Source organism: Bilophila sp. 4_1_30, assembly GCF_000224655.1.
Classification (GTDB): Bacteria; Desulfobacterota; Desulfovibrionia; order Desulfovibrionales; family Desulfovibrionaceae; genus Bilophila; species Bilophila wadsworthia.
Genome location: NZ_JH114231.1, coordinates 365283 through 386912 on the forward strand (window position 1 = coordinate 365283; position 21630 = coordinate 386912).

21 protein-coding genes and 1 other RNA gene are annotated in these 21630 nt (G+C 55.8%); 12 read left to right on the top strand and 10 right to left on the bottom strand.

Translation table 11 applies throughout. The features are described from left to right. From HMPREF0178_RS01750 to HMPREF0178_RS01760, 3 genes are all read right to left on the bottom strand, one after another. On the bottom strand, positions 1-122 hold a 122-nt coding region (locus tag HMPREF0178_RS01750; protein ID WP_009378534.1), incomplete at its 3' end, for a transposase. 354 nt (positions 123-476) lie between these two features. Further along, the gene (locus HMPREF0178_RS01755; protein ID WP_005026817.1) at positions 477-779 is read right to left on the bottom strand and encodes an integration host factor subunit alpha; all 303 of its coding nucleotides are present in this window, start codon (positions 777-779) and stop codon (positions 477-479) included. 400 nt (positions 780-1179) lie between these two features. Further along, positions 1180-1605 carry an HIT family protein gene (locus HMPREF0178_RS01760; RefSeq protein ID WP_009378537.1) on the bottom strand — a complete coding sequence of 142 codons (426 nt, stop codon included), beginning with the start codon at positions 1603-1605 and terminating at the stop codon, positions 1180-1182. Positions 1606-1743: 138 nt separating this feature from the next. On the opposite strand from HMPREF0178_RS01760, the gene HMPREF0178_RS01770 reads away from it, so the two are divergent. The 5 genes from HMPREF0178_RS01770 to cysK all read left to right on the top strand — a co-directional run bounded on the left by HMPREF0178_RS01770 (position 1744) and on the right by cysK (position 7387). After that, positions 1744-2862, top strand: a complete 1119-nt coding sequence (locus HMPREF0178_RS01770) for an elongator complex protein 3 (protein ID WP_232281164.1) — start codon at positions 1744-1746, stop codon at positions 2860-2862. 343 nt (positions 2863-3205) lie between these two features. Then, positions 3206-4858 carry a DEAD/DEAH box helicase gene (locus HMPREF0178_RS01775; protein ID WP_009378541.1) on the top strand — a complete coding sequence of 551 codons (1653 nt, stop codon included), beginning with the start codon at positions 3206-3208 and terminating at the stop codon, positions 4856-4858. A gap of 14 nt (positions 4859-4872) precedes the next feature. After that, complete coding sequence (locus tag HMPREF0178_RS01780) at positions 4873-5355, top strand: hypothetical protein (protein ID WP_005026809.1); 483 nt, start codon at positions 4873-4875, stop codon at positions 5353-5355. Between the two features lie 43 nt (positions 5356-5398). Beyond that, a complete protein-coding gene (locus HMPREF0178_RS01785; protein ID WP_009378545.1) occupies positions 5399-6454 on the top strand; it encodes a glycosyltransferase family 4 protein in 1056 nt (351 codons plus the stop codon). Positions 6455-6481: 27 nt separating this feature from the next. Further along, the gene (gene cysK / locus HMPREF0178_RS01790) at positions 6482-7387 is read left to right on the top strand and encodes a cysteine synthase A (RefSeq protein ID WP_009378547.1); all 906 of its coding nucleotides are present in this window, start codon (positions 6482-6484) and stop codon (positions 7385-7387) included. 88 nt (positions 7388-7475) lie between these two features. On the opposite strand, the gene dtd is transcribed toward cysK, so the two are convergent. The 7 genes from dtd to HMPREF0178_RS01820 all read right to left on the bottom strand — a co-directional run bounded on the left by dtd (position 7476) and on the right by HMPREF0178_RS01820 (position 14159). Continuing rightward, a complete protein-coding gene (gene dtd, locus HMPREF0178_RS01795; RefSeq protein ID WP_009378549.1) occupies positions 7476-7940 on the bottom strand; it encodes a D-aminoacyl-tRNA deacylase in 465 nt (154 codons plus the stop codon). Beyond that, positions 7937-9760: a long-chain fatty acid--CoA ligase gene (locus HMPREF0178_RS01800; RefSeq protein ID WP_005026802.1), complete on the bottom strand. Its 1824-nt coding sequence runs from the start codon at positions 9758-9760 to the stop codon at positions 7937-7939. Before HMPREF0178_RS01800 ends, dtd begins: the two co-directional genes overlap by 4 nt. Positions 9761-9935: 175 nt before the next feature. Further along, on the bottom strand, positions 9936-11159 hold the full coding sequence (ispD, locus tag HMPREF0178_RS01805; RefSeq protein WP_009378553.1) for a 2-C-methyl-D-erythritol 4-phosphate cytidylyltransferase: 1224 nt from the start codon (positions 11157-11159) through the stop codon (positions 9936-9938). Between the two features lie 79 nt (positions 11160-11238). Continuing rightward, positions 11239-11617, bottom strand: an RNA gene (rnpB, locus tag HMPREF0178_RS20410) — RNase P RNA component class A. Positions 11618-11631: 14 nt separating this feature from the next. Then, positions 11632-12399 carry a zinc ribbon domain-containing protein gene (locus HMPREF0178_RS01810; protein WP_005026798.1) on the bottom strand — a complete coding sequence of 256 codons (768 nt, stop codon included), beginning with the start codon at positions 12397-12399 and terminating at the stop codon, positions 11632-11634. A 35-nt stretch (positions 12400-12434) separates the two neighbouring features. Beyond that, on the bottom strand, positions 12435-13289 hold the full coding sequence (locus HMPREF0178_RS01815; RefSeq protein ID WP_009378555.1) for a Nif3-like dinuclear metal center hexameric protein: 855 nt from the start codon (positions 13287-13289) through the stop codon (positions 12435-12437). A gap of 36 nt (positions 13290-13325) precedes the next feature. Continuing rightward, the gene (locus HMPREF0178_RS01820) at positions 13326-14159 is read right to left on the bottom strand and encodes a phosphoribosylformylglycinamidine synthase subunit PurQ (RefSeq protein ID WP_005026795.1); all 834 of its coding nucleotides are present in this window, start codon (positions 14157-14159) and stop codon (positions 13326-13328) included. 441 nt (positions 14160-14600) lie between these two features. Between HMPREF0178_RS01820 and HMPREF0178_RS01825 the strand changes: the two genes are divergently transcribed. The 7 genes from HMPREF0178_RS01825 (at position 14601) to rpoN (ending at position 21614) form a co-directional block, all read left to right on the top strand. Then, on the top strand, positions 14601-16253 hold the full coding sequence (locus tag HMPREF0178_RS01825; protein WP_009378557.1) for a CTP synthase: 1653 nt from the start codon (positions 14601-14603) through the stop codon (positions 16251-16253). A 103-nt stretch (positions 16254-16356) separates the two neighbouring features. Further along, positions 16357-17178, top strand: coding sequence for a 3-deoxy-8-phosphooctulonate synthase (kdsA, locus tag HMPREF0178_RS01830; protein WP_085962695.1), 822 nt, complete (start codon positions 16357-16359; stop codon positions 17176-17178). Next, the gene (locus HMPREF0178_RS01835) at positions 17168-17761 is read left to right on the top strand and encodes an HAD family hydrolase (protein ID WP_009378561.1); all 594 of its coding nucleotides are present in this window, start codon (positions 17168-17170) and stop codon (positions 17759-17761) included. Before kdsA ends, HMPREF0178_RS01835 begins: the two co-directional genes overlap by 11 nt. After that, positions 17758-18486, top strand: a complete 729-nt coding sequence (gene lptC, locus HMPREF0178_RS01840; protein ID WP_009378563.1) for an LPS export ABC transporter periplasmic protein LptC — start codon at positions 17758-17760, stop codon at positions 18484-18486. The genes HMPREF0178_RS01835 and lptC overlap by 4 nt, the downstream gene beginning before the upstream one ends. 114 nt (positions 18487-18600) lie before the next feature. Then, on the top strand, positions 18601-19101 hold the full coding sequence (locus HMPREF0178_RS01845; RefSeq protein ID WP_009378565.1) for an LptA/OstA family protein: 501 nt from the start codon (positions 18601-18603) through the stop codon (positions 19099-19101). After that, complete coding sequence (gene lptB, locus HMPREF0178_RS01850; RefSeq protein ID WP_009378567.1) at positions 19101-19823, top strand: LPS export ABC transporter ATP-binding protein; 723 nt, start codon at positions 19101-19103, stop codon at positions 19821-19823. Before HMPREF0178_RS01845 ends, lptB begins: the two co-directional genes overlap by 1 nt. A gap of 312 nt (positions 19824-20135) precedes the next feature. Further along, positions 20136-21614, top strand: a complete 1479-nt coding sequence (rpoN, locus tag HMPREF0178_RS01855) for an RNA polymerase factor sigma-54 (protein ID WP_009378569.1) — start codon at positions 20136-20138, stop codon at positions 21612-21614. Positions 21615-21630 lie beyond the last annotated feature (16 nt).

Below are 21630 nucleotides of genomic sequence, written 5' to 3' on the forward strand. Positions count from 1 at the left end.
AATATCTCGCCGATCTCACGCTTCTTTTCCCCATAGAAAACCTGTCTGCGATATTTGGGGGCAAATACCACATGGTATTTGCAGTTCCATTTTGTGTGGGCTAAACTTTGAACGTCACTCATTGTGACCTCCTTTTGATTTGTTGCCGCTTGCAGTTGCCAGACCGCAAGCTTTACTAACAAATCAAAAGGAGTTTTTATAACATATACAAAGCTGTAAGCTTTTCGGAACCTCCCGCCTAGCGGGAGGTTTTCTTTCTATACAATAAAGCGCCCGCTCATGATGCATGAGAGGGCGCTTCATTGTTTCCTCCAAAGCAACCTGTGCCGGGAAGCGGGAACTGCGGTGGGATAGGCACAAAAGCCTTTCAACGGGAGGGACGTGCTCCGCACAGGCAGAACGGGAGAAGGGAGGGAAAGCTTTTTTCAAAACTTTTCCCTCCCTTCTCCATACATATCTTTCAACGTTAAAAGGGGCTAGGCTTCAACTTCCTCGCCGTTCAATTCCGCACGGAACTTGCGAGACAGACGGAACACGACCACCTTGCGGGGAGGGAGCGTAATGGTCTCATCCGTTTGAGGATTGCGGCCCTTGCGCGCTTCCTTGTCGTAAGCCTCGAATTTCCCGAATCCGCTCACCAAGAGGGCATCATCCTTCTTGATGGCCTGCTTCATCAGACCAAGCAGAATTTCCACCGTGTTCTTCACATCAGCGCGATTTCTGTCGGTCTTCTCATAAATGGCTTCTACAATATCCGCTTTGGTCAGTGCTCTGTTCATAGTTCCTCCATACTTCCCAAAATGTTCGAGCATCCAGAGCATTCCACAAGTATCGTTTCCTCCGCGAGACATTCCGTCGCAATGCCCTTTGACGAAAGGCCTCTCTTGAGGAGAACTGGAGACTCTTCGTTGTTGCCGACTCCCAAATATGCTTTTCTCAACGCCCTGTGCAGCCCGTCGTCGCTCCTATCGGGCCCCTACACAGTTTTTTGTAAAGAAAAACAGGCAAAACCACTTTTCTCGCTCCTTTTCGGACACATCTTCCCCCAAAGACGCACTATCACTCGAAACGAGGTTTGCCTGTCCCTAAGTATACTCTCTATTTATCTATAGTTCAAGAAGATTGCACGCCTACAGCGGGAGAATATGACCCTTTTCTGCTCATCCTTGAAACCGTCGGTTATAGTTTTTCCCGGATAGCGTCAGCAAGGGCCGCCATCTCCTGCATATCTTGATATGCTCCCTGCGGCCACGCCGTATAACCGTCATCAGCAAAACGGGGAATAAGATGCCAGTGCACGTGCGGAACTTGCTGCCCCGCAGCGGAATAGTTATTCTGAACGACATTCAGACCTTCAGCACCCGTCGCCTTCATAACGGCAGAGCCCACCTGCTTCATAGCAGCAAATAACGTTTCGCCTATACCAGTAGGCATATCGAACAGTGTTTCCATATGCGCCTTAGGAACAAGCAGAGTATGTCCCTTGTTGACGGGGCTGATATCCAGAAAAGCTATCAGCTCTTCGGATTCAAAGACGGATGTGCAAGGGATCTCCCCACGTGCGATTTTACAAAAAATACAATTTTCATGTTGCGATGCAGGCATAGCGGCTCCTTTTTCTTACCTCGGGCTCGACCTCCACGGTGAACTGTGGAATAGTCTCTAAACCAAACACTGTGTACAAATCGATAAGCGCCAAGGTATACCAACACTTATCGTCTAATACCAAACAAATCAACAGGTATGAAAAAAAACTCTTCCACGGGACGCCATGCGCGCGAGTGCCTTTTTCCGGTCGGCAACCCCGGCGCATCAGCTCCGCGACAGCGTCCCGCCATCGTCCCTTTCTTTTTGCCTTTTGCAGGCTGCCCACATCGTTGCCTCTTTTGCGCTCAAGACAAGCAGACGGGGCACACGCGACCTTCTGATTGCCTACCATACCCACAAGCTCTTGCCAATCTTTTGTCCGAGTTAGAGACGCATCACATGGAGCGGACGGCCTCTCGCCCCATCGAGTTGGCCTTCTACGGCGGTACGTTCACCGCTCTCCCCGAACGCCTCCAGATGGAATGTCTGGCCTTGGCCATGCAAGCCAAAGAAAAAGGCATCGTATGCCGGGTCCGGTGTTCGACGCGCCCTGATACGCTCCGCCCGGATCGGTTGCAGGCATTGCGCCATGCGGGACTGGATCTCGTTGAGCTGGGAATACAGTCATTCCATACCGAAGCCCTGTTGGAGGTGCAACGCGGCTACAATGGCGATACGGCACGGGAAGGCTGCCGTCTGATCAAAGAAAGCGGCCTCAAACTGGGCATCCAGCTACTCCCCGGTATGCCCGGCTCCACTCCGCAACGCTTCTCTGAAGATGTCGAAGAGGCCCTTGCGTTTTCTCCTTCCTGTTTGCGTTTTTATCCCTGTCTCGTCGTGGACGGTACGCCGCTGGCGGAACGGTGGAGGATGGGCCGATATGCGCCCTGGGAACTGGACACGACCATAACCACCCTTGGGAAAGCTCTTGCCTCTGCATGGGCACGGAGAATCCCCGTCATCCGTTTGAGCCTCGCCCCGGAGCGTGAACTGGATGAATCCGTATTGGTGGGGCCTCGCCACCCGGCACTCGGCAGTATCATCCAAAGTGAAGCGCTGTTCGAAACGGTCCGTTCGCATTTCGCTTTGAACGGCTTCCTGCCGCCGGACGAACTCTTCTTCCCCCAATATTGCCAAGGCTTTTTCTCTGGCCATAAGGGGAGCCTGCTTCCCCGCTGGGAGAAACTCGGCATTCAGCCCTCATCCATCCAATGGGTTGGGGGTGAATATGCTTCGTTGCGGTGGAACAAGCCCTTAGAAGAGGCGGTGTCATAGGAACCGAGATCGTTCATGAGCTCTGCTCTCCGGAAAATACCCACGAAACGGCCTCTCTCAGATCTTGCCTTGTGTGGCAGGTCTGTTATCATTCTTCGCTTGCGTTGCTGAGGTTTGGCTTTTTCTTTTTTCGACTGGCTGCCCAACATGCCGTCGGCTCTGCTTGCCGGAGACCGTACGAGACAACCCTTCGTAACGCCTTTGCCGTTTTTTTGTTTGAGAAAATTTCCGCTCCGTACCGGGTAACCATCGTGCTATGTCGATTCGGCTTTCCGATACTCTCCAATAGGGACGTTCCCGGAGCCCGGAGTTCTTGTTTCACCTTTTCACTTTTGGACATCACATGACCGAACAAATGCAAGAGGCCAAGGCCAACCCGGCTGCCCAGAAGGCCAAAGCCAAGTCTCACTCCTCCAACACCATCCAGACGTCTTCTGAAATCATCTCCGTCGACGAACCCGAAAACGCCCTCCCGGAAGTCTCCCTCGCCGATCTGCCTCAATTGCTTCAGACAGCCTGCGCCAAGGCCGGGTGGAACAGCCTTATGCCCGTGCAGTCCCGCGCTCTCCCCTATCTGCTCGAAGGGCGGGATCTCATGGTCCAGTCCCGTACGGGCAGCGGTAAGACGGGAACCTATCTGCTTCCGCTCATGGCCCGCCTGAACCCGGCCATGCCCGCCGTACAGGCGCTCATTCTCGTTCCGACCCGCGAGCTTGCCGTTCAGGTGGAACAGGAAGCCAAAACGCTTTTCAAAGGGAGCGGCTTTACCGTGGCCGCCGTCTATGGCGGAGTCGGCTACGGCAAGCAGATGGAGGCACTCCGTCAGGGAGTCAGCGTTGTTGTGGGGACGCCAGGCCGTGTGCTTGACCATCTCCTGCGGCGCACGCTCAACCTTGATCATATTTCCGCTCTGATTTTTGACGAAGCCGACCGGATGCTTTCCATCGGCTTCTATCCGGATATGAAAGAAATACAGCGGTATCTGCCCGAAACGTCCATCCATGCGATGCTGTTCTCGGCTACCTATCCGCCCCATGTGCTCAAGCTGGCGGGAGAATTCCTGACTGATCCCCAGATGCTCTCCCTGTCCACGACGCAGATCCATGTGGCGGAAGTCCAGCATCTCTATTGCGAATGCAAGAGCATGGAAAAGGATCGCACGCTGATCAAGATTCTGGAAGTCGAAAACCCGGCCTCCGCTATCATTTTCTGCAATACCAAGGCTACGGTGCACTTCGTGACCGCCGTATTGCAAGGTTTTGGATTCAACGCCGACGAGTTGTCCGCCGACCTGTCCCAGAGCCGCCGCGAAGATGTCCTTTCCCGGCTGCGCAAAGGCACCATCCGGTTCCTCGTCGCCACGGACGTGGCCGCACGCGGCATTGACATTCCCGAACTCTCCCATGTGTTCCTCTACGAGCCGCCGGACGACAGGGAATCCTACATCCACAGGGCGGGACGCACCGGGCGCGCCGGAGCCGCCGGTGTGGTCATTTCCCTCGTCGACATCATGGAAAAAATGGAACTCCAGCGGATCGCCAAGTATTTCAAGGTACCGCTCACCCAACACATGGCCCCTACGGACGAAGAAGTCGCCCATGCGGTCGGTATGCGGGTTACGGCCCTTCTCGAAGCCCGTTTCCGGCAGCTCAACGGGCTGGAGCGTGAACGCATGAAGCGTTTTGAGCCGCTGGTGCAAAGCATCGCGGAAGATCCGGAACAACGGCATTTGCTGACGTTGCTTCTTGATGATTGTTACCAGAAGAGCCTCAACCCCACTGCATTCCTTCCGGCGGGTACGCCGCGTAAGGAATCGGAGGGTGCAGCGCGGCCCCCCAAGTCCCATACCGGCGGCGGGCGGCGCGGCCCTCGGGAAAACGGCCCTCGCCGAGAAGGTGGCCGACGCGAAGGCCAGCCCTTCTCCAAGGAAGGCAAGCGTGAAGGCGGCCGCGGCTTTAAGGGGCGCAAACGTTCTTCCGACAAACCTTCCGACTGATTCCGGAGCGGATTGTGTCAACAGTCTCTCAAGGCTCTCTGCCCGATATGACGGAAGAGGTGCTGGGAAACTTCTCCGCCATACTGGAAAGTATGGATTTTGCCCAGGAGCTTGAGCTCCTGGGCATACGGAAATTGCATTTTCGCCAGAGAAAACGGGCCATCCGGGAACTGCGTGCCATGGGCATCGGCCTCTGGCGCCTTGGGCTGAAACGCTCATTCCCCTCTGATGGCGAATTCCTCTTCGAACGTTTCATGCTTGGGCTATACGAACAGGCACATACCAATAAAGAACGGGAACAGGCCAACGCCTTTGATCTCCTCGTACGATCGTATATCGACAAATTCGGGGAGCGCGGCGATACGGACTTTACGACTGTAAGCGGGCATATCGTTTCCCTCTTCCGGCGCAAGCCGGGAGACACTGCGGCACAGCGGCTCAAGCTGGCCCTGCTCATGCGGAACACCTATACCGATATCTTTCGCCATCTTATCTGAGCAAACGCGTTTTCACACACAGCGCTCCGAAAGAGAGGACGTCATGCGCGTAATCATCATTACCTCGTCCAGTAACCGCAGCGGCGGTACACGCCAAGCAGTCTATCAAGCCCAGGGGTTGAGCGAACGGGGCCATGATGTGGCGCTCTGTCTCCCCCATGATTCGACGCTCTGGGAATTGCCCAATGCGGCATCCAATCCCCTCTGGCATATGTTGCCGGAAGATCCGGCGCAACACCGTACCTATGTGGAAAGCCTCTTTCCCTCGCCGGATACGTCGACCATCGTTCACGCCTTTCACAATAAGGCTGTAAAACGCGTTGCATGGTGGGGCCTGTTTTGGCGGAACCGGAAGCTGGCCTGTGTCGCACATCGCGGCGTCATATACCGCCCGGGTAATCCCCTCCCCTACCTTTCTCCTTCGATGAAGGCCTTTCTTCCCAATTCGGAAGCCTGTGCCCGGGCAATCAGCTGGTGTTGCCCCAAGCACAAAATCCACGTCATCCCAAACGGCATTCCCGATGATCGCGTGATTCCCACGCGTCCCGCCTCCGCCGTAAAACAGGAACTGGACATCCCCGAGCAAGCCCTTATCTTTACCTATGTGGGAAACAATAATCCTGCCAAGGGGATAGAACCGCTTCTGAAGGCTTTTTCCTCCGCTTGCCTTGACGCGCATCTGGTCATGGTGGGAGCCAACCCCGATCTCTGGCTTCCTCTCTGCGATACGCTGGGAATCCGAGAAAAAGTCCGTCTCATAGGGCAGACCGAACGCGTCAGCGATTACCTCCAGATAGGAGATGCATTTGTCTTCCCTTCAAAGAATATGGACTCGGCTCCCAATACGCTTCTTGAAGCCATCCGCATGGGGTTGCCCGTAGTGGCTGCTACAGTGGGCGGAGTTCCTGAAATAGCTCAAAATAATGGGCTGCTTGTCCCGCCGGATGATACGGAAGCCTTAACGCGAGCCTTACAGGAAATGGCCTCTGACCCTGAGCGCCGGAAACTGTGGGGAGCGAACAGCGCCCGCAGAGGGCAAAGCTACTCCGTCGAAGCGCGATGTGTCGAATTGGAAAAAATATATCATTCCGTCCTGTAACCTGCTCTCGGAGCAAAAGGAAACGTTATGGATCTGTTGCAGAGCATCGGAAAAACGCCGCTGATACGGCTCACCAAATTGACCGAAGGTCTTGACGCGGAGATTCTGGTAAAAGTCGAATCCCGCAACCCGGGCGGCTCCATCAAAGACCGTGCCGCCCTCCGTATGATTCAGGGGGCTCTCGAAAAGGGCACTCTCAAGCCGAACGGAACCATTGTCGAACCGACCAGCGGAAACACCGGCATCGGCTTGGCGGTCGTATCCACATGCATGGGATTCAAGCTCATCCTGACCATGCCGGAATCCATGAGTGACGAACGCAAAGCCCTGCTCCGCGGTTTTGGGGCGGAACTCATTCTCACCCCCGCCGCGAAGGGCATGGGCGGGGCCGTTGAGGAAGCCCAGCGGCTGGCCGCCACGAAAGGCTATGTACTACTGGATCAGTTCTCCAATCCGGATAATGCGGAAGCGCACTACCGCACGACGGGTCCGGAAATTCTCGCGGACGCCGGAATGGTGGATGCCTTTGTTGCGGGCGTCGGCACAGGCGGAACCATCACGGGGACAGGGCGCTACCTGCGCGAACACCTTCCCTCGGTGGGGCTGTTCGCTGTCGAGCCTGCGGAATCGGCCGTCCTTTCGGGCAATCCCGCTGGGCCGCACCTTATTCAAGGCATTGGCGCCGGTTTCGTTCCCGCGTTGCTGGATCGTTCCCTGCTGACCGAAGTGCTGCCTATCCCCGGCCTGGAAGCCATCAAGATGGCCCGGCGCGTCATGACGGAAGAGGGCATTTCCTGCGGCATTTCATCCGGCGCCAACGTCGCGGCGGCGCTTCTTCTGGCGAACAGACCGGAATGGAAAGGAAAGCGCATTGTGACGGTTCTGCCCGACACCGGTGAGCGCTATCTCTCCACCCAGCTTTTCAAAGCGTAACCGCTGACAATCTCCCAATCACTCAAACCAAAAAGGACGGCGTTTCAACGAGCCGTCCTTTTTGGTTGTCTATCGTATTTGTTATCCGCTAAAAATCCGCTGAGTCCAGCAAGATCGTCACCGGCCCCCAATTCGTGAGGGAAACATCCATGTCCGCAGCGAACACGCCCTGCTGGACTCGTCCCGGCAGTCTGGTTCGCACATCTTCCACAAAATGCTGAAACAACGGTTCCGCCACGCCCGGAGGGGCCGACAGGTGGAACGAGGGGCGCCGCCCTTTTCGGGAATCCGCATAGAGCGTGAACTGGGAAACCAGAATGATTTCTCCACCGGCTTCCTCTATCCCTCTGTTCATCTTCCCCTCATCATCAGGAAAAATGCGGAGAACCACCATCTTTTCGATCAGCGTATTCCAGAGCTTGCCTCCGCGCAGATCAAGCGTATCCTCCGGGCCAAAACCAACGAGGACAACCAAGCCCTTGCCGATGGATGCCACGTTCTGACCTTCAATGGCGACTTTTCCCTCACGGACCCGTTGAAGAAGCAGTCTCATGCGTTTCCGTCCGTCTTCTCGGGTTCGCCCTGCGTTTTTGCTTCCTTTTCTCCGATTCCAGCCTCCGGAGCGGAAACCTCTTCCTTCGAGGTTTCTTCGGGGACAAGCTGTTCTTTATCCTGTTCCGTATCGCTCTTGTGCAGCTCCTCTTCCCGCAGGATGCGCCGCAACACTTTGCCGACCATCGTCTTCGGCAGTTCCTCACGGAATTCGATCAAGCGAGGCACCTTGAAGGAAGCCAGTTTCTGGCGACAAAAGGCCACGACTTCCGGTACGGTCAGATTCGCCCCTTCCTCCGGGACGATATACGCCTTGACGGTTTCACCGCGGGAGCGGTGATTAACGCCCACGGTAACGGCTTCCCGAATTTTGGGGTGTGTGTGGAGGACTTCATCGATTTCACGCGGATAGACGTTGTAACCACCAACGATGATCAAATCCTTCTTACGGTCGACAATGTAGAAATAACCCTCTTCATCCATGTAGGCGATATCGCCGGTGTACAGCCAGCCGTCGCGGATGGTCCGGGCGGTTTCTTCCGGGCGGTTCCAATAACCCTTCATAACCTGCGGCCCCTTGATGACCAACTCCCCGATCTCATTGTGAGCCAAAACCCTTTCACCGTCTTCCGTGTCGACAATACGGGCGAGGGTTCCGGGAACCGGCACACCTATAGAACCCGGTTTCTGCTTCCCAAACACGGGGTTGGCATGGGTAACGGGCGAAGCCTCGGTCAGCCCAAAGCCTTCCGTGATGGGCGTGCCCGTCACTTCTTCAAATTTCTTCAGCCATTCGACAGGCATGGGGGCTGATCCCGAAATACAGAATATGATATGATGCAGATCGTACTGGGCCAGATTTTTCTGCTGCAACAGGGAAATATAGACGGAAGGAGCGCCGATGAACGCCGTGAACTGGTACTTTTTGAATGCCTCCAGCATGTCGGCGGGGACATACCGCGGCATGGGGACCACTCGTGCGGCCATCCTTGCGGGTAGCAACAATGTAATCGTCAAACCGAACACATGGAACAAAGGCAACAGGGCCAGAAACACATGCTCCTTTTCCGGGGGCTGTTGAATGATCGCCATCAGCTGGGTAAGGTTGGCCAATAGATTCGCATGGGTCAGCATGGCCCCCTTGGAAAGCCCCGTGGTACCTCCCGTGTACTGCAACAAGGCGATGGTCTCGTGAGCATCCGTCACTTCCACGCTCAGGCGCTCGGTCGTTTTGAAAAGGTCCTTCCACGCTACGACCTCTTTTCCGTCAAACGGAACAGGAACCCATGTACCCTGCCGTCGGGCCGAAAACGGCTGCAACCAGCTCAAGGGGAATTTCAGCGCATCACGGACACGCGTCACATAACAGACGTCCAGTTCGAGCTGTTCCCGCAGCGCCGCAATCTTGGGCCAAAAAATATCGAGGGTGATGAGATGTTTTGCGCCGGAATCCTTAATCTGATGCGTCAGCTCGGATTCCATATAGAGAGGATTCGTCATGACGGCGACCGCTCCGGCCTTCATGACACCCCAGAATGCGATGAATGTCTGAGGGAGATTCGGGAGCATGATGGAAACGCGATCTCCCGGCCTGACCCCGCGCCGCCGGAGCGAAGCGGCCAGTTTTTCAGCTAATTCTTTCAATTCCCTATAGGAAATATGCGTATTTTGAAAGACGATGGCTTCACGCTGTCCGTATGTTTCCGCCGCAGTGTCGAGAATATTTTGCAGCCCTCCCTCGGGGATGACTATGTCATGCGGCACACCTTTGTCGTAAGAAGAAAACCAAGGACAGTCCATGCCCTGCTGAAGGTCGCTCATAACGGCTCACGATGCGAAAAAGGTTAGAATTACCCCACGGAAAGGGCCCGTACTGCTTGTTACACCAACATACAAAGTTTTACAAGAACGACATGGAACTTTCATTCAACCCAGAGGGTTATCTATTATTTTCAGTATACTTATTGGGATTTTAAAATTTACATAATTTAAAGTATTATGCGTCTCTATTACCACGAAGCCCCGTAACCACGGCGACGGCCTTTATCCCCAGCCGTTCACCTGTAAAACCAAGCCCTTCCTCCGTCGTCGCCTTCACATTTACCGCTCCCAGGTCCAACCCGAGCAGCCTTGCCACATTCCGCCGAATCATTTCCCTATGCGGGCCGACTTTGGGAATCTGAGCAATGACAGCCAGATCGACATGGGTAATATGTACATTGGCCTTCAGGACGTGCTCCAGAACCGTGTCCAGCAACACAGCCGAATTGACATTGTCGAATGCAGGATCGGAATCAGGGAAGAATGTTCCGATATCCCCCGCTCCGATGCAGCCAAGCAAGGCATCCATCAATGCGTGCAGCAAGACATCTCCATCAGAATGGGCCAGCACATCCGGCGAACCGGCAATGGGCACCCCCCCCAACCGCATAGGCCGGGCAGGCTGTCTCGCTTCATTGCCATCAGCATACTTATGGACATCATACCCATAACCGACACACGGGATACGCTCTCCTGTCATCCGCAACATTTCCAAATCCTCGGGCGTGGTGATTTTTTTGTTTCCCGCTTCTCCCTCCGCGACATGCACGGCGTGTCCGCACAGTTCAAGCAAACTGGCGTCATCAGTGACAACCCAGCCTTCCTCTTCCGCACGCTGATGGGCAACCCGCAGAAAAGCGAGGGAAAAACCTTGCGGGGTCTGAACCGCCATCAGATGTTTCCGATCAGGTGTGGCAACGACCTTTTTTTCTTCATCCATCACTTTAATGGTATCCACCACGGGAATGCCGGGGATACATGCGGCGACACACTCCCCCGAAGCTTCACCATGCAGCCCGTCCAGTATCCGGTTGACCAGCACGGGCGAAACAAACGGCCTTGCCGCATCATGGATCAGGACCTCCATGCAATCACCCGGCAAAGCGGCCAAGCCGTTTCGGACGGAGTCTTGACGCAACGCTCCGCCAGCGACAACCTTCCAAGGAATCCCTAGGGACGCATTCCGCATCAGGCCCGCTACCCGTTCGCGCTCTTCGTCAATGCACGCTTCCGGAAACACGAAAACGAGCCCATCCACGCGTGCGCATCGGGAAAAGACGAGCGCTGATTCCCAATACAACGGAGCGCCTTTCCAATCCAAGAATTGCTTGGCAAGCCCCCCTGTGGCCGAAGCCAACCGGTTCCCCTGCCCCGCCGCGAGAAGAAGTGTCCACGCCATGAATGACCTCACTTGTGTGCTGAATGCGAGAAAGCCCCGGTGAAGTCTGCAGATGCAAAAACCGTCACCGGAGCCTCAAATCGGGAGTCGGACTATAAGCCGGGTTCTGTACCACCCCGCCCTTGCGGGCGGCATGGCGACTGTCATTCCTCTAGGAGCACAGTTACCTGTACCCTCAAGCAACCTACCCGGAAGCGTTGATCGGGCCGATCCGCTTCCCTATTTGGTCTTGCTTCGAACGGGGCTTGCCGAGCTCGTCACGTCACCGTGCCGACTGGTGGGCTCTTACCCCACCGTTTCACCCTTACCGCCCGAGGGCGGCGGTTTGCTTTCTGTGGCGCTCTCCGAGGATCACTCCCCCTGGGCGTTACCCAGCGTCCTGCCCTGTGAAGCCCGGACTTTCCTCTCCGTCCGTCACGCCGAAACGCGACGGACGCGGCGACAATCCATCCGGCTCCCGAAAACCCAAAAACTATTCGGCGTGGTGCGCCATTTCATCAGCCGTCTGGTTGGTCTCTTCGTTAAAGTGCTCCACCCAGTAAATCAAGCGCTGACAGTTGGGGCAGTTGATGATCTTATGGCCTCCCTGCAGTTCAATGAATGTCTGCGGGGGGATCATGATCCGGCAACCGGAACAGACCCCGGCAGTCACGGGTACGATCACGGGATGGGACAGACGGCGACGGATGAACTCATAGCGATCAAGGACGGGACGCGGCACAGCGGAACCAGTTTCGGAACGCACCTGAGCCAGCTCATCCAAACGCTTGCGGGCTTCGTCCTGCCGCGTTTCGAGGCTGATCTGCTTGGCTTCCAACTCGGCCTTGAGGTCGGCCCATATAGCGTCGACTTCCTGCAGCGCGTTGTCCTGATGCAGCTTTTCTTCCAGCAAGGCGGCGCGTTCCTCTTCACGGGAACGGTTCACCTTTTCCATATTGTCCATTTCCCGGGCCATAGCCTGATATTCCCGGGAGTTGGATACCTGCATCATCTTGTTCTTGCTCTTCTTGATGCGGCTGCTGTCGTCATCAAGCTCGCCAGTGATGCGCTTTTCCTGTTCCTTCAAATGCGCAAGCTTTTCCAGCACCCGTTCGCGCTGCGTGTTCGTGGCGGCGAAACGGTTTTTGAGATCTTCCAATTCTTTCGGGGCCTGTTCGAGTTCCATCTCCACGGAATGGATGGCATCGTCCACGCGCTGAAGGGCCACGAGTTGGCGGATTTGTTCGAGATAAAGGCTCACAACTCTTCTCCTGAAATCTGATAACGGATTACGCCTCAGTCTGTGGGGGAAAACGGCGCAAGAGGATCCTGCGCGGGCACGAACTGCACGGCGACATCAGACACATTCTCTTTCAATTGCAGGGCAAAACGCCGCATCATCTCTTCTTCAAGGCTGAAATGCCCCACATCCAGCACTGGAAGGGGAAGATCAAGCGCGGTATGATACTTCAAGTCACCGGTAATGAGCAAGTCCGCGCCACATGCAGCGGCCTCAGGCGCAAGCGAGCTTCCCGATCCGGGGCAGATGGCAATGCGGCGGATGCGCTCAGGCAAGGTCCCAGCCAAGCGGGGGCAACTCCCCACCAGCCATAGGGCCAACATTTTTTTCAGATCTTCCGGGGTCATGTCAACCGCACAATCGCCGACGACGCCGAAGCCGCAGGCATACGAACCGCCGCCCCGCTCCATTGTCCCCGTCTGTTCCAGCACGGTCAGCGGCAATGGCATTCCATGCCCTGCCTCGCCATCCTTCGTGTCAGAAGAAGGAATACGGCAAAGCCCCAGCTCGTCCGCCAGCCAGGAAACCGGACCCAAAGGATTCGCATCAAGGGACGTATGCGCCGAATACAGCGGCACATTGGCCCGAAACAACAGCGAAAGGACTTCATGGTAGCTGTCCAGCCGATCGGTGAACCGCCCCTCCATCGTCAACGGGTGATGGGCCAAAATCATTTCAGCCCCCCCGGACAACGCGATGCGGATGGATTCCGGCGTCGGATCAAGGCACACGGCGAGGAGGTTGATATCCTGCCGTGCGGAAGCGACCTGAACGCCCGACTTATCCCACGGCGCGGCGATCGCTAGTGGTGCCGTCCGTTCAATGAGCGCAATGAGTTCCGACTGTTTCATGCTTCCAATTCCTCTGTCTTGCCAAACAGGCGCATCCTAGCTGTGGTTGACTGGGTTCTCGCGCAGATACCGGACAGCATTCGCAAAGAGTGCGGTTCCGGGCACGGCGACTTCCCCGCGCGTCCAGCCGGGATGGTTGGTGGCGTGGTGGAACGCTTCGGGGTGCGGCATCAGGCCGAGGATATGCCCGGTCGGGTCCGTCAGGCCGGCAATGGCCAGTGGAGAACCGTTGGGATTCCAAGGATGCTCCTGCGTAGCTTCGCCCGTTTCAGGATGCGTATACTGCAAAGCAATCAGGTTTTCGTCCTGCAACCGCTGCAAGGTCGCGGCATCGCGGGCCACGAGCTTGCCTTCGCCATGACGGACAGGCATCGGCAGCACACCGTGGACAGCCAGTCCTTTGGTGAAAATACACGGGCTGTCGGGGTTCGGCTTGAGCTGGACCCATCTGTCCTCATAGCGGGCGGAGTCGTTATGGCTGAGGGAAACCTGCCGCTCAAAACGCTTCCCGTCCAGCGCGGGGAGTACGCCGAGCTTGACGAGCAGCTGGAATCCATTGCAGATTCCCAGCACGAGGCCGCCCGCATCGACGAACCGGTTCAAGCTGTCCAGCAGAGGCTGGCCTTCCGCGTCGGAAAGATGCAGCCAGCGCTGTGCCGCGGCCTGTGCCGCCCCGAGATCGTCGCCATCAAGGAATCCGCCGGGGAAAACAAGGAACTGATACTCGCTCAGGCGGACCTTCGCAGCCACAATGTCGGAAAAATGCACCACATCAGCCCTGTCCGCACCGGCCAGACGTGCGGCATGCGCTGTTTCCTGATGCGAGTTGGTGCCGTATCCGGTAATGACCAGCGTGTTGACCTGACTCATTGTCCACCCTTTTCCTGCATAAAAATTAAAAGCTTACTTACTGAAAAAGCGATAACGCGCCTGCATGATCCAGTTGGGTTCCCTCGCCGAGAAAAAAAGGGAGCCAGTCTGGAATGGGGGATTTACTTTATGCGGGTGTTTCTTTTCAGTCAATGGCTGTTTTTTTTCTGAAAACGGCCTATAGTTGGCGGATATTGTTTGCGTGCATCTGAATGGCCTGCTGAGGAGCAGAGGAATTACGGTTTTGGAACAGACGGAGCGTCCCCACCATTTCCCAATCAAAGGCGTTGTTTTTGTTACAGAACCAGCCGCATGTCGACCCGCTCAGGCGGGCTTTTTGTGTTCGCGTTCTCTCCTTTTCTGATGTATCCTGTTTCAGAGCGAGTTTCGTACACTGTATCCCCTCCGTCACGGCGGGAAAATCATAACTCGAGGTTTTTCATGAAGACCAAGTTTATCTTCATCACTGGTGGCGTCCTTTCCTCTCTCGGCAAAGGGCTTTCGGCGGCTTCCATCGGCGCGCTGTTGAAAACGCGTGGGCTGACCGTGACCATCCAAAAACTTGATCCCTATATCAACGTGGACCCCGGAACCATGAACCCCTATCAGCACGGTGAAGTGTACGTTACGGATGATGGGGCGGAGACGGACCTCGATTTGGGGCACTACGAACGCTATCTCAATACGGCCCTCTCCCAGAAAAACAACACGACCTCGGGTTCCATCTATTATAAGGTCATCACCAAGGAGCGCCACGGCGACTACCTCGGCGGAACGGTGCAGGTGATCCCCCACATCACCGATGAAATCAAAAGCGCCATCCTCAGCCTCGCCAAGGATGAGCCCGAAAACCCTGCTCCCGACGTCGCCATCATCGAAATCGGTGGCACGGTGGGCGACATCGAGGGCCTCCCCTTCCTTGAAGCCATCCGCCAGCTCCGCTCCGAACTGGGCCGCGACAATTGCCTGTACATCCATCTGACGCTCGTGCCCTATCTCCGTTCCGCCGGAGAACACAAGACCAAGCCCACGCAACACAGCGTCAAGGAACTCCGTTCGATCGGCATCCAGCCCGACATCATCCTCTGCCGCTGCGAAGAGCCCGTCCCCGCCGACCTCCGCGCCAAAATCGCCCTGTTCTGCAATGTGGACAAGGATGCCGTGTTTTCCGCCGTGGATGTGAGCAACATCTACGAATTGCCCTTGAAACTCTATGAGGAAGGGTTGGATCAAAAGGTCGCCATCATGCTGCGCCTGCCCGCCCGCAACGCCAAGCTTGAGCCGTGGGAAGAGCTGGTCCACAACGTCAAGAATCCGCAGGGCCGGGTCACCATAGCCATCGTCGGCAAGTATGTCGAACTGAAGGAAGCCTACAAGAGCCTTCACGAAGCTTTGGTGCATGGCGGCATCGCCAACAGGGTCGCCGTGGATCTGCGCTATGTGAATTCCGAAGAGGTGACCGCCGAAAACGTCGCAGAGACGTTCAAAGGCGCTGACGGCATCCTCGTTCCCGGCGGCTTCGGGTACCGCGGCGTTGAAGGGAAAATCGAATCCATCCGGTATGCCCGTGAAAACAATGTGCCCTTCTTCGGGATCTGCCTCGGTATGCAGTGCGCGGTCATCGAATTCGCCCGCCACGTCGTCGGCATCGAGGAAGCCAACTCCGAAGAATTCAACCCGTTCGCCAAGGACAAGCTCATCTACCTGATGACCGAATGGTACGATTTCCGCAAAAAGGCCGTGGAGCGCCGCGATGCGGAAAGCGACAAGGGCGGGACCATGCGCCTCGGCGCGTATCCCTGCGCCATTTCGGAAGGGACGCACGCTTTCGAAGCCTACAAAACGGCCAATATCAACGAACGCCACCGCCACCGCTACGAATTCAACAATGCCTACCGCGAACGTCTTGCGGATATGGGCATGGTTTTCAGCGGCCAGTCCCCCGATGGCACGCTGGTGGAAATCGTTGAAATCCCCGATCACCCGTGGTTCTTGGGCTGCCAGTTCCATCCCGAATTCCAGTCCCGCCCGATGAAGCCCCATCCGTTGTTCAAAGACTTCATCCGTGCGTCTTGCCTGGCTCGCAAGAAGTAGACTTCCCTTCCCTAATGCTTATTCCTTTGCGGTCATTCCGGCGACAAAACCGGAATGACCGCAAGGTTGTCTCCAAGCGAGAACTCCTTCTCAACGCTAAGGAATGCCCATGATGACATCAGACGAACTCTATGGTCAGCTTCGGAAGGACCACTTTATTTTTGCGGGCCCCTGTGCCCTGGAAAGTTTCGAATTGGCGCTGGACACGGCGCATGCCGTAGCCGAAGCCAGCAGGGAAGCCGGATTGTTTGCCGTCTTCAAGAGTTCGTGGGATAAGGCCAACAGGACCTCAGGGAAAGGTTTCCGCGGTCCGGGCCTGGTCAAAGGCATGGAGTGGCTGGCTCGGATTAAAGAGGAAACGGGGTTGCCCGTTGTGACGGACATCCATCTGCCCGAACAGGCCGGACCTGTAGGTGAGGTGGCGGATATCCTTCAGATTCCCGCTTTTTTATGCCGCCAGACGGACCTGCTCTTGGCGGCGGCGCGGACGGGCCGCGTCGTCAACGTCAAGAAAGGCCAGTTTGTGGCTCCGTGGGATATGGGCCCCGTACGCGATAAACTGGTCGCGGCTGGCAATGACCGCGTCCTTCTGACGGAACGGGGCTCCTCTTTCGGATACAATAACCTCGTGGTCGATTTCCGTTCCATACCTATCATGCGGGCATTGGGCGTCCCGGTGATCTTCGACGCGACGCATTCCGTTCAGCTTCCCGGAGGGCAAGGCAGCTGCTCCGGCGGTGAACGGCATCACGTGCCCACACTGGCCCGTGCCGCGGCAGGGGCGGGAGTGGACGGCATTTTCATGGAATGCCACCCGGATCCCGACAAGGCCCTGTGCGACGGCCCCAACAGCTGGCCCCTAGCCAAGCTTCCGGCGCTCTTGAAGCAACTTTCAGCCATATGGAACATTCCTTATGACTTGTAATACTCTTTATTCCGATGGGACCGGGATATCCGGCCACTCTCCCACTCCCCGGCGAGAATCGATCGAAAGCCTCGCCAAGCACATCCGGCTTCTCGTCCTGGATGTGGACGGCGTCATGACGGACGGCGGCCTCTATTATGACGCCAATGGGCTGGCCATGAAGCGGTTCCATGTCCTCGACGGCATCGGCATCCGGCTCGCCAAAACGGCGGGGATTGAAGTCGCCGTCCTGTCGGGCATGGATGTGCCCTGCGTCGTGAGACGGCTGGAAGTCCTCGGCGTGACCGAGTATCATGGCGGGGCCGACAACAAATGTACTATTCTGGATGGGATGCGCAAACGGATGTCCCTTGAGTGGCAGGAAATCGCCTACCTTGGAGATGATTGGGTCGATCTCGCACCGATGTCTCGCGTGGGGCTGCCCGCTGCCGTCGCGAATGCCATGCCGGACGTCAAAAAACTGGCGAAGTTCGTGACGCAAAAAGAAGGCGGATGCGGCGCCGTCCGGGAATTTGTCGACTTGCTGCTGACTTGCCAAGGGAAACGGGAAGCTCTGCTTGAGCACTGGATGCGCTTGGAATGAAATGTTCACGAATCCTGCTTATTACCGCGCTGGTGGCGCTTCTCGCCGGAGGTTGGTACGTCGCGAAACGTGGCGGAGAAACAACGCTGATCGGCAGATTGCTTGATGTCGCCAACAAGGGCGGCATCAAGTCCCTTGACGGGGCGAAGCTTCAAGGCAACGCCACGCAATCCGGAAATCCGCTTGAGGAAGTGGCTGGGTTGGCCATCAAGGGGATCAATCTGTTCCAAGGAAATAAAGGCTTGGAGCTGTGGCGTCTCAAAGCAAGCTGGGCCCATATGTCCCAGAACGGCGATACGATCGATGTGGACAAACCCGTCGTCCGTTATGCGCTTGGCGAAGGCTCCGCAAGCAACCCCGACGACGATGTTCTTGACGTGCAGGCCCAGCTGGGGAGAATCACCGACAACCAGCGTTTTCTCACGCTCTGGGATGATGTCGTCATCACTCGCTATGATGACGTCATCACCAGTTCGCGCATGAATTACGACGCCAACAAACGCCTCATGACCTTCCCCGAGGGCGCTGCGCTTGAAAGCCCCACGGCATCCGGGACGGCTGCCTTTTTTACCTGGGATCTTGCTGCCAACGAAATGCATGGTTCGGGAGGCGTGCTGGTCGTACTCAAGCCCCGCCCCGACGCCCCAAACGCCAATGCCGCACCTTCTCCACGTGAACCGCAAGCCAATCCCCAGCAAGAATCGCCTCAGCCTGCAAGGAAATAAGCCCGTTATAGCTCCAACGGTTTACAGCTAGGAAAACATCATGAAAAACTTTTTTTAGGTATAGCCACACTGAGTTTAAGCCTGCTCTGCTCCGCCCCGTTGTGGGCGGCTCCGGTGACGCCCCCAAAACCCGCCAAGAATGTTGAAACGCGGATCACATCCGATCAATTGACCTATCTTGCTGAAAAGCAACTCGTCATCTTTGATAAAAACGTCCATGTGGTACGTCCCGACATTGAAATATGGGCCGATAGGATCACGGTTTACTTGAAGCCACCCAAAGGCGACGCTCAGAAGAAAGAAGGCGAAAAAGGCGGTATGCCTGCCGGAATGGCAGCCGGTGACGTTGATCGCATCGTTGCCGAACGGAATGTGCGTATGAAAAGTGAAAACCGCAACGGAACTTGCGCGAAGGCAACCTATACGATGGATGACGGCGTTCTTCTCATGGAAGGCGATCCTCGCCTGACTGATGGCGAAAACACCGTTACCGGGGAAACCATCAAGTACTTTACGGAAGAAAACCGCAGCGAAGTCATGGGCGGGTCCAAGAAACGCGTCGAAGCTGTCTTTTCCGGTTCTAAAAACTCCAGCCCGATCCGGGGGAACCGCTGATGGCCCGATTGTCCGGCGTTGACTTGCGCAAATGGTACGGCCAACGCGAGGTCGTACGCGGTGTTTCCCCCGAAGTGAACCAAGGGGAAATCGTCGGTCTGCTCGGCCCGAACGGGGCGGGTAAAACCACTTCGTTCTATATGCTGACCGGAATCATCAAACCGTCTTCCGGGCGGGTTCTCCTTGAAGAGCAGGATATTGGCACGTGGCCGCTCCATGAGCGCGCACGTGTGGGCATTTCCTACCTCCCGCAGGAGAGTTCCGTCTTCAGAAAACTTACGGTACGTCAAAATCTTCAGATTATTCTGGAGCATACGGGCCTTTCCCGTAAGGAGCAGAAAGAAAGGGCGGATGTATTGCTTGAAGATTTCGGTCTCACCCGACTGGAAAAATCCCACGCCATGCACCTGTCCGGAGGAGAACGCCGGCGTCTGGAAATCGCCCGTGCGCTTATCCGGGAACCGAAATTCGTCCTTCTCGACGAACCGTTTGCTGGCATCGACCCTCTTGCGGTGGGTGATATCCAAGGTTTGGTGCGCGCCTTGCGTGATCGCGGGATCGGAGTTCTCATCTCTGACCACAATGTCCGTGAAACACTGACGATTTGCGATCGGGCCTACCTCATGGTGCAGGGGCAGGTCGTTCTTTCCGGGACACCGGAAACCATCGTCAATAACGAACAGGCCCGGAGCGTATATCTTGGAGAAGGTTTCTCGCTCTGAGACACCATATTCCGTCATTCTCTGTGATTATAAAAAAAGATCGTGTGCTCCGGTACCGATCTTTTTTTGTGAGTTGAATAAGATAACCAGTCTTTTTCTCATTTCTTTTTCATCCAATAAACATCTCCGAGAAAAGAACAGAGAAAAAAAGCGTCCCTGTTCTTGCAACATCCCTAAGCATGTGGCATAATCCCTGCATGTAAGGCATAAAGATGCCCGGTTGATCTTCGCCTGACGGTTACCGTCGGTTCCCCTCCTCTCACAAGGTGTACCTGCGGGTTGGACAGACTCTTATGACAACGGGATATTTGCATGGCATTGGAACTCAGACAGCAGCTTAAACTTTCACAACAGCTGGTGATGACACCACAATTGCAGCAGGCTATCCGCCTATTGCAGCTATCCCGCTTGGAGCTTGTGGAAACGGTCCAGCGCGAGCTGCTGGAAAACCCGTTCCTCGAAGAAATTCAGGATGAGCCATCCAACGAGCCGCCCGCAGAAGTCCGTCCCGAATCCCCGCGAGATGAGCCTACATACGATCGGGAAGTGGCCCGCTCCGAAGACTGGGAAGACTATCTCGGAGAATTCGCCAGTACCCCGCAGCAAGTCCAGCCCAGAGACTATGAGCTCCCCGAAGAAATGAGTTCTCTGGAGGCCAGATATGCCTCCAGCCCCACTCTTGAAAGCCACCTCATGTGGCAGCTCCGCCTTTCCTCTCTCTCCGATGACCAAAAAGAACTCGGTGAAATCATTATCGGAAATCTCTCTTCTTCCGGCTACCTCCAAGCATCTCTTGAGGAAATGGCAGAGATGGCGCGGGCGGATTTTGCTGACGGGGCTTCGACCGCCGAAGCGAAAGATAAAGCATGGCCCACTGCCGAAGAGGTGGCGACGGTCCTTAAGGCCATCCAGCTATTCGATCCGGTGGGTGTTGCAGCCCGAACCCCGCAAGAATGTCTCCTCATCCAGATAAAAGCATTGGGATATGACAGGGATCAGGTGCTTGTTGATCTCGTGCGTGATCACCTTGAAGATCTGGAAGCCCACAGATACAAGCCCCTGCTCCGCAAATTCCGGCTGGATATGGATGAACTCAAGGAATATTTGGATATCATCCAGTCCCTTGATCCCATGCCCGGAGCGAGTTTTGGCGAAGGCGTGTCCACTTTTGTCAGCCCTGACGTCTTTGTTTACAAGGTGGACGGGGAATTCCTCATTGTCCTCAATGAGGACGGCCTGCCGAATCTGCACTTGAGCCCTGTGTATGATAACGCATCGGAAAACGCGTCAAGCAAGGAAAAAGAATACTTCAACGAAAAAATCCGTTCTGCGGCGTGGCTTATCAAAAGCCTGCACCAGCGGCAGCGGACATTGTACAAAGTCGTCGAAAGTATTGTAAAACACCAGCGCGGCTTTTTTGAGGAAGGGATCAGCAAGTTCAAACCGCTTATCCTGAAAGACATCGCCGATGATATCAACATGCACGAATCCACGGTCAGCCGCATCACGACCAACAAATATGTGGCAACACCCTTCGGCGTGTACGAACTCAAATTCTTTTTCAACAGCGCGCTGGAGCTGGATGACGGAAGCCAGGTGGGTTCGGAGAGCGTCAAGGCGCTCATCAAAAAGTGCATCAGCGAGGAAGATCCTAAAAACCCTCTCTCCGATGAACGCATCGGCGAAATTCTCAAGGAACACTTGAAAGTGAATATAGCCCGAAGAACGGTAGCCAAGTACCGGATGGCAATGGATATTCCGTCATCGTCCAGGAGAAAGGCCCATTTTTAGCCGTTCGAGGCCGTTT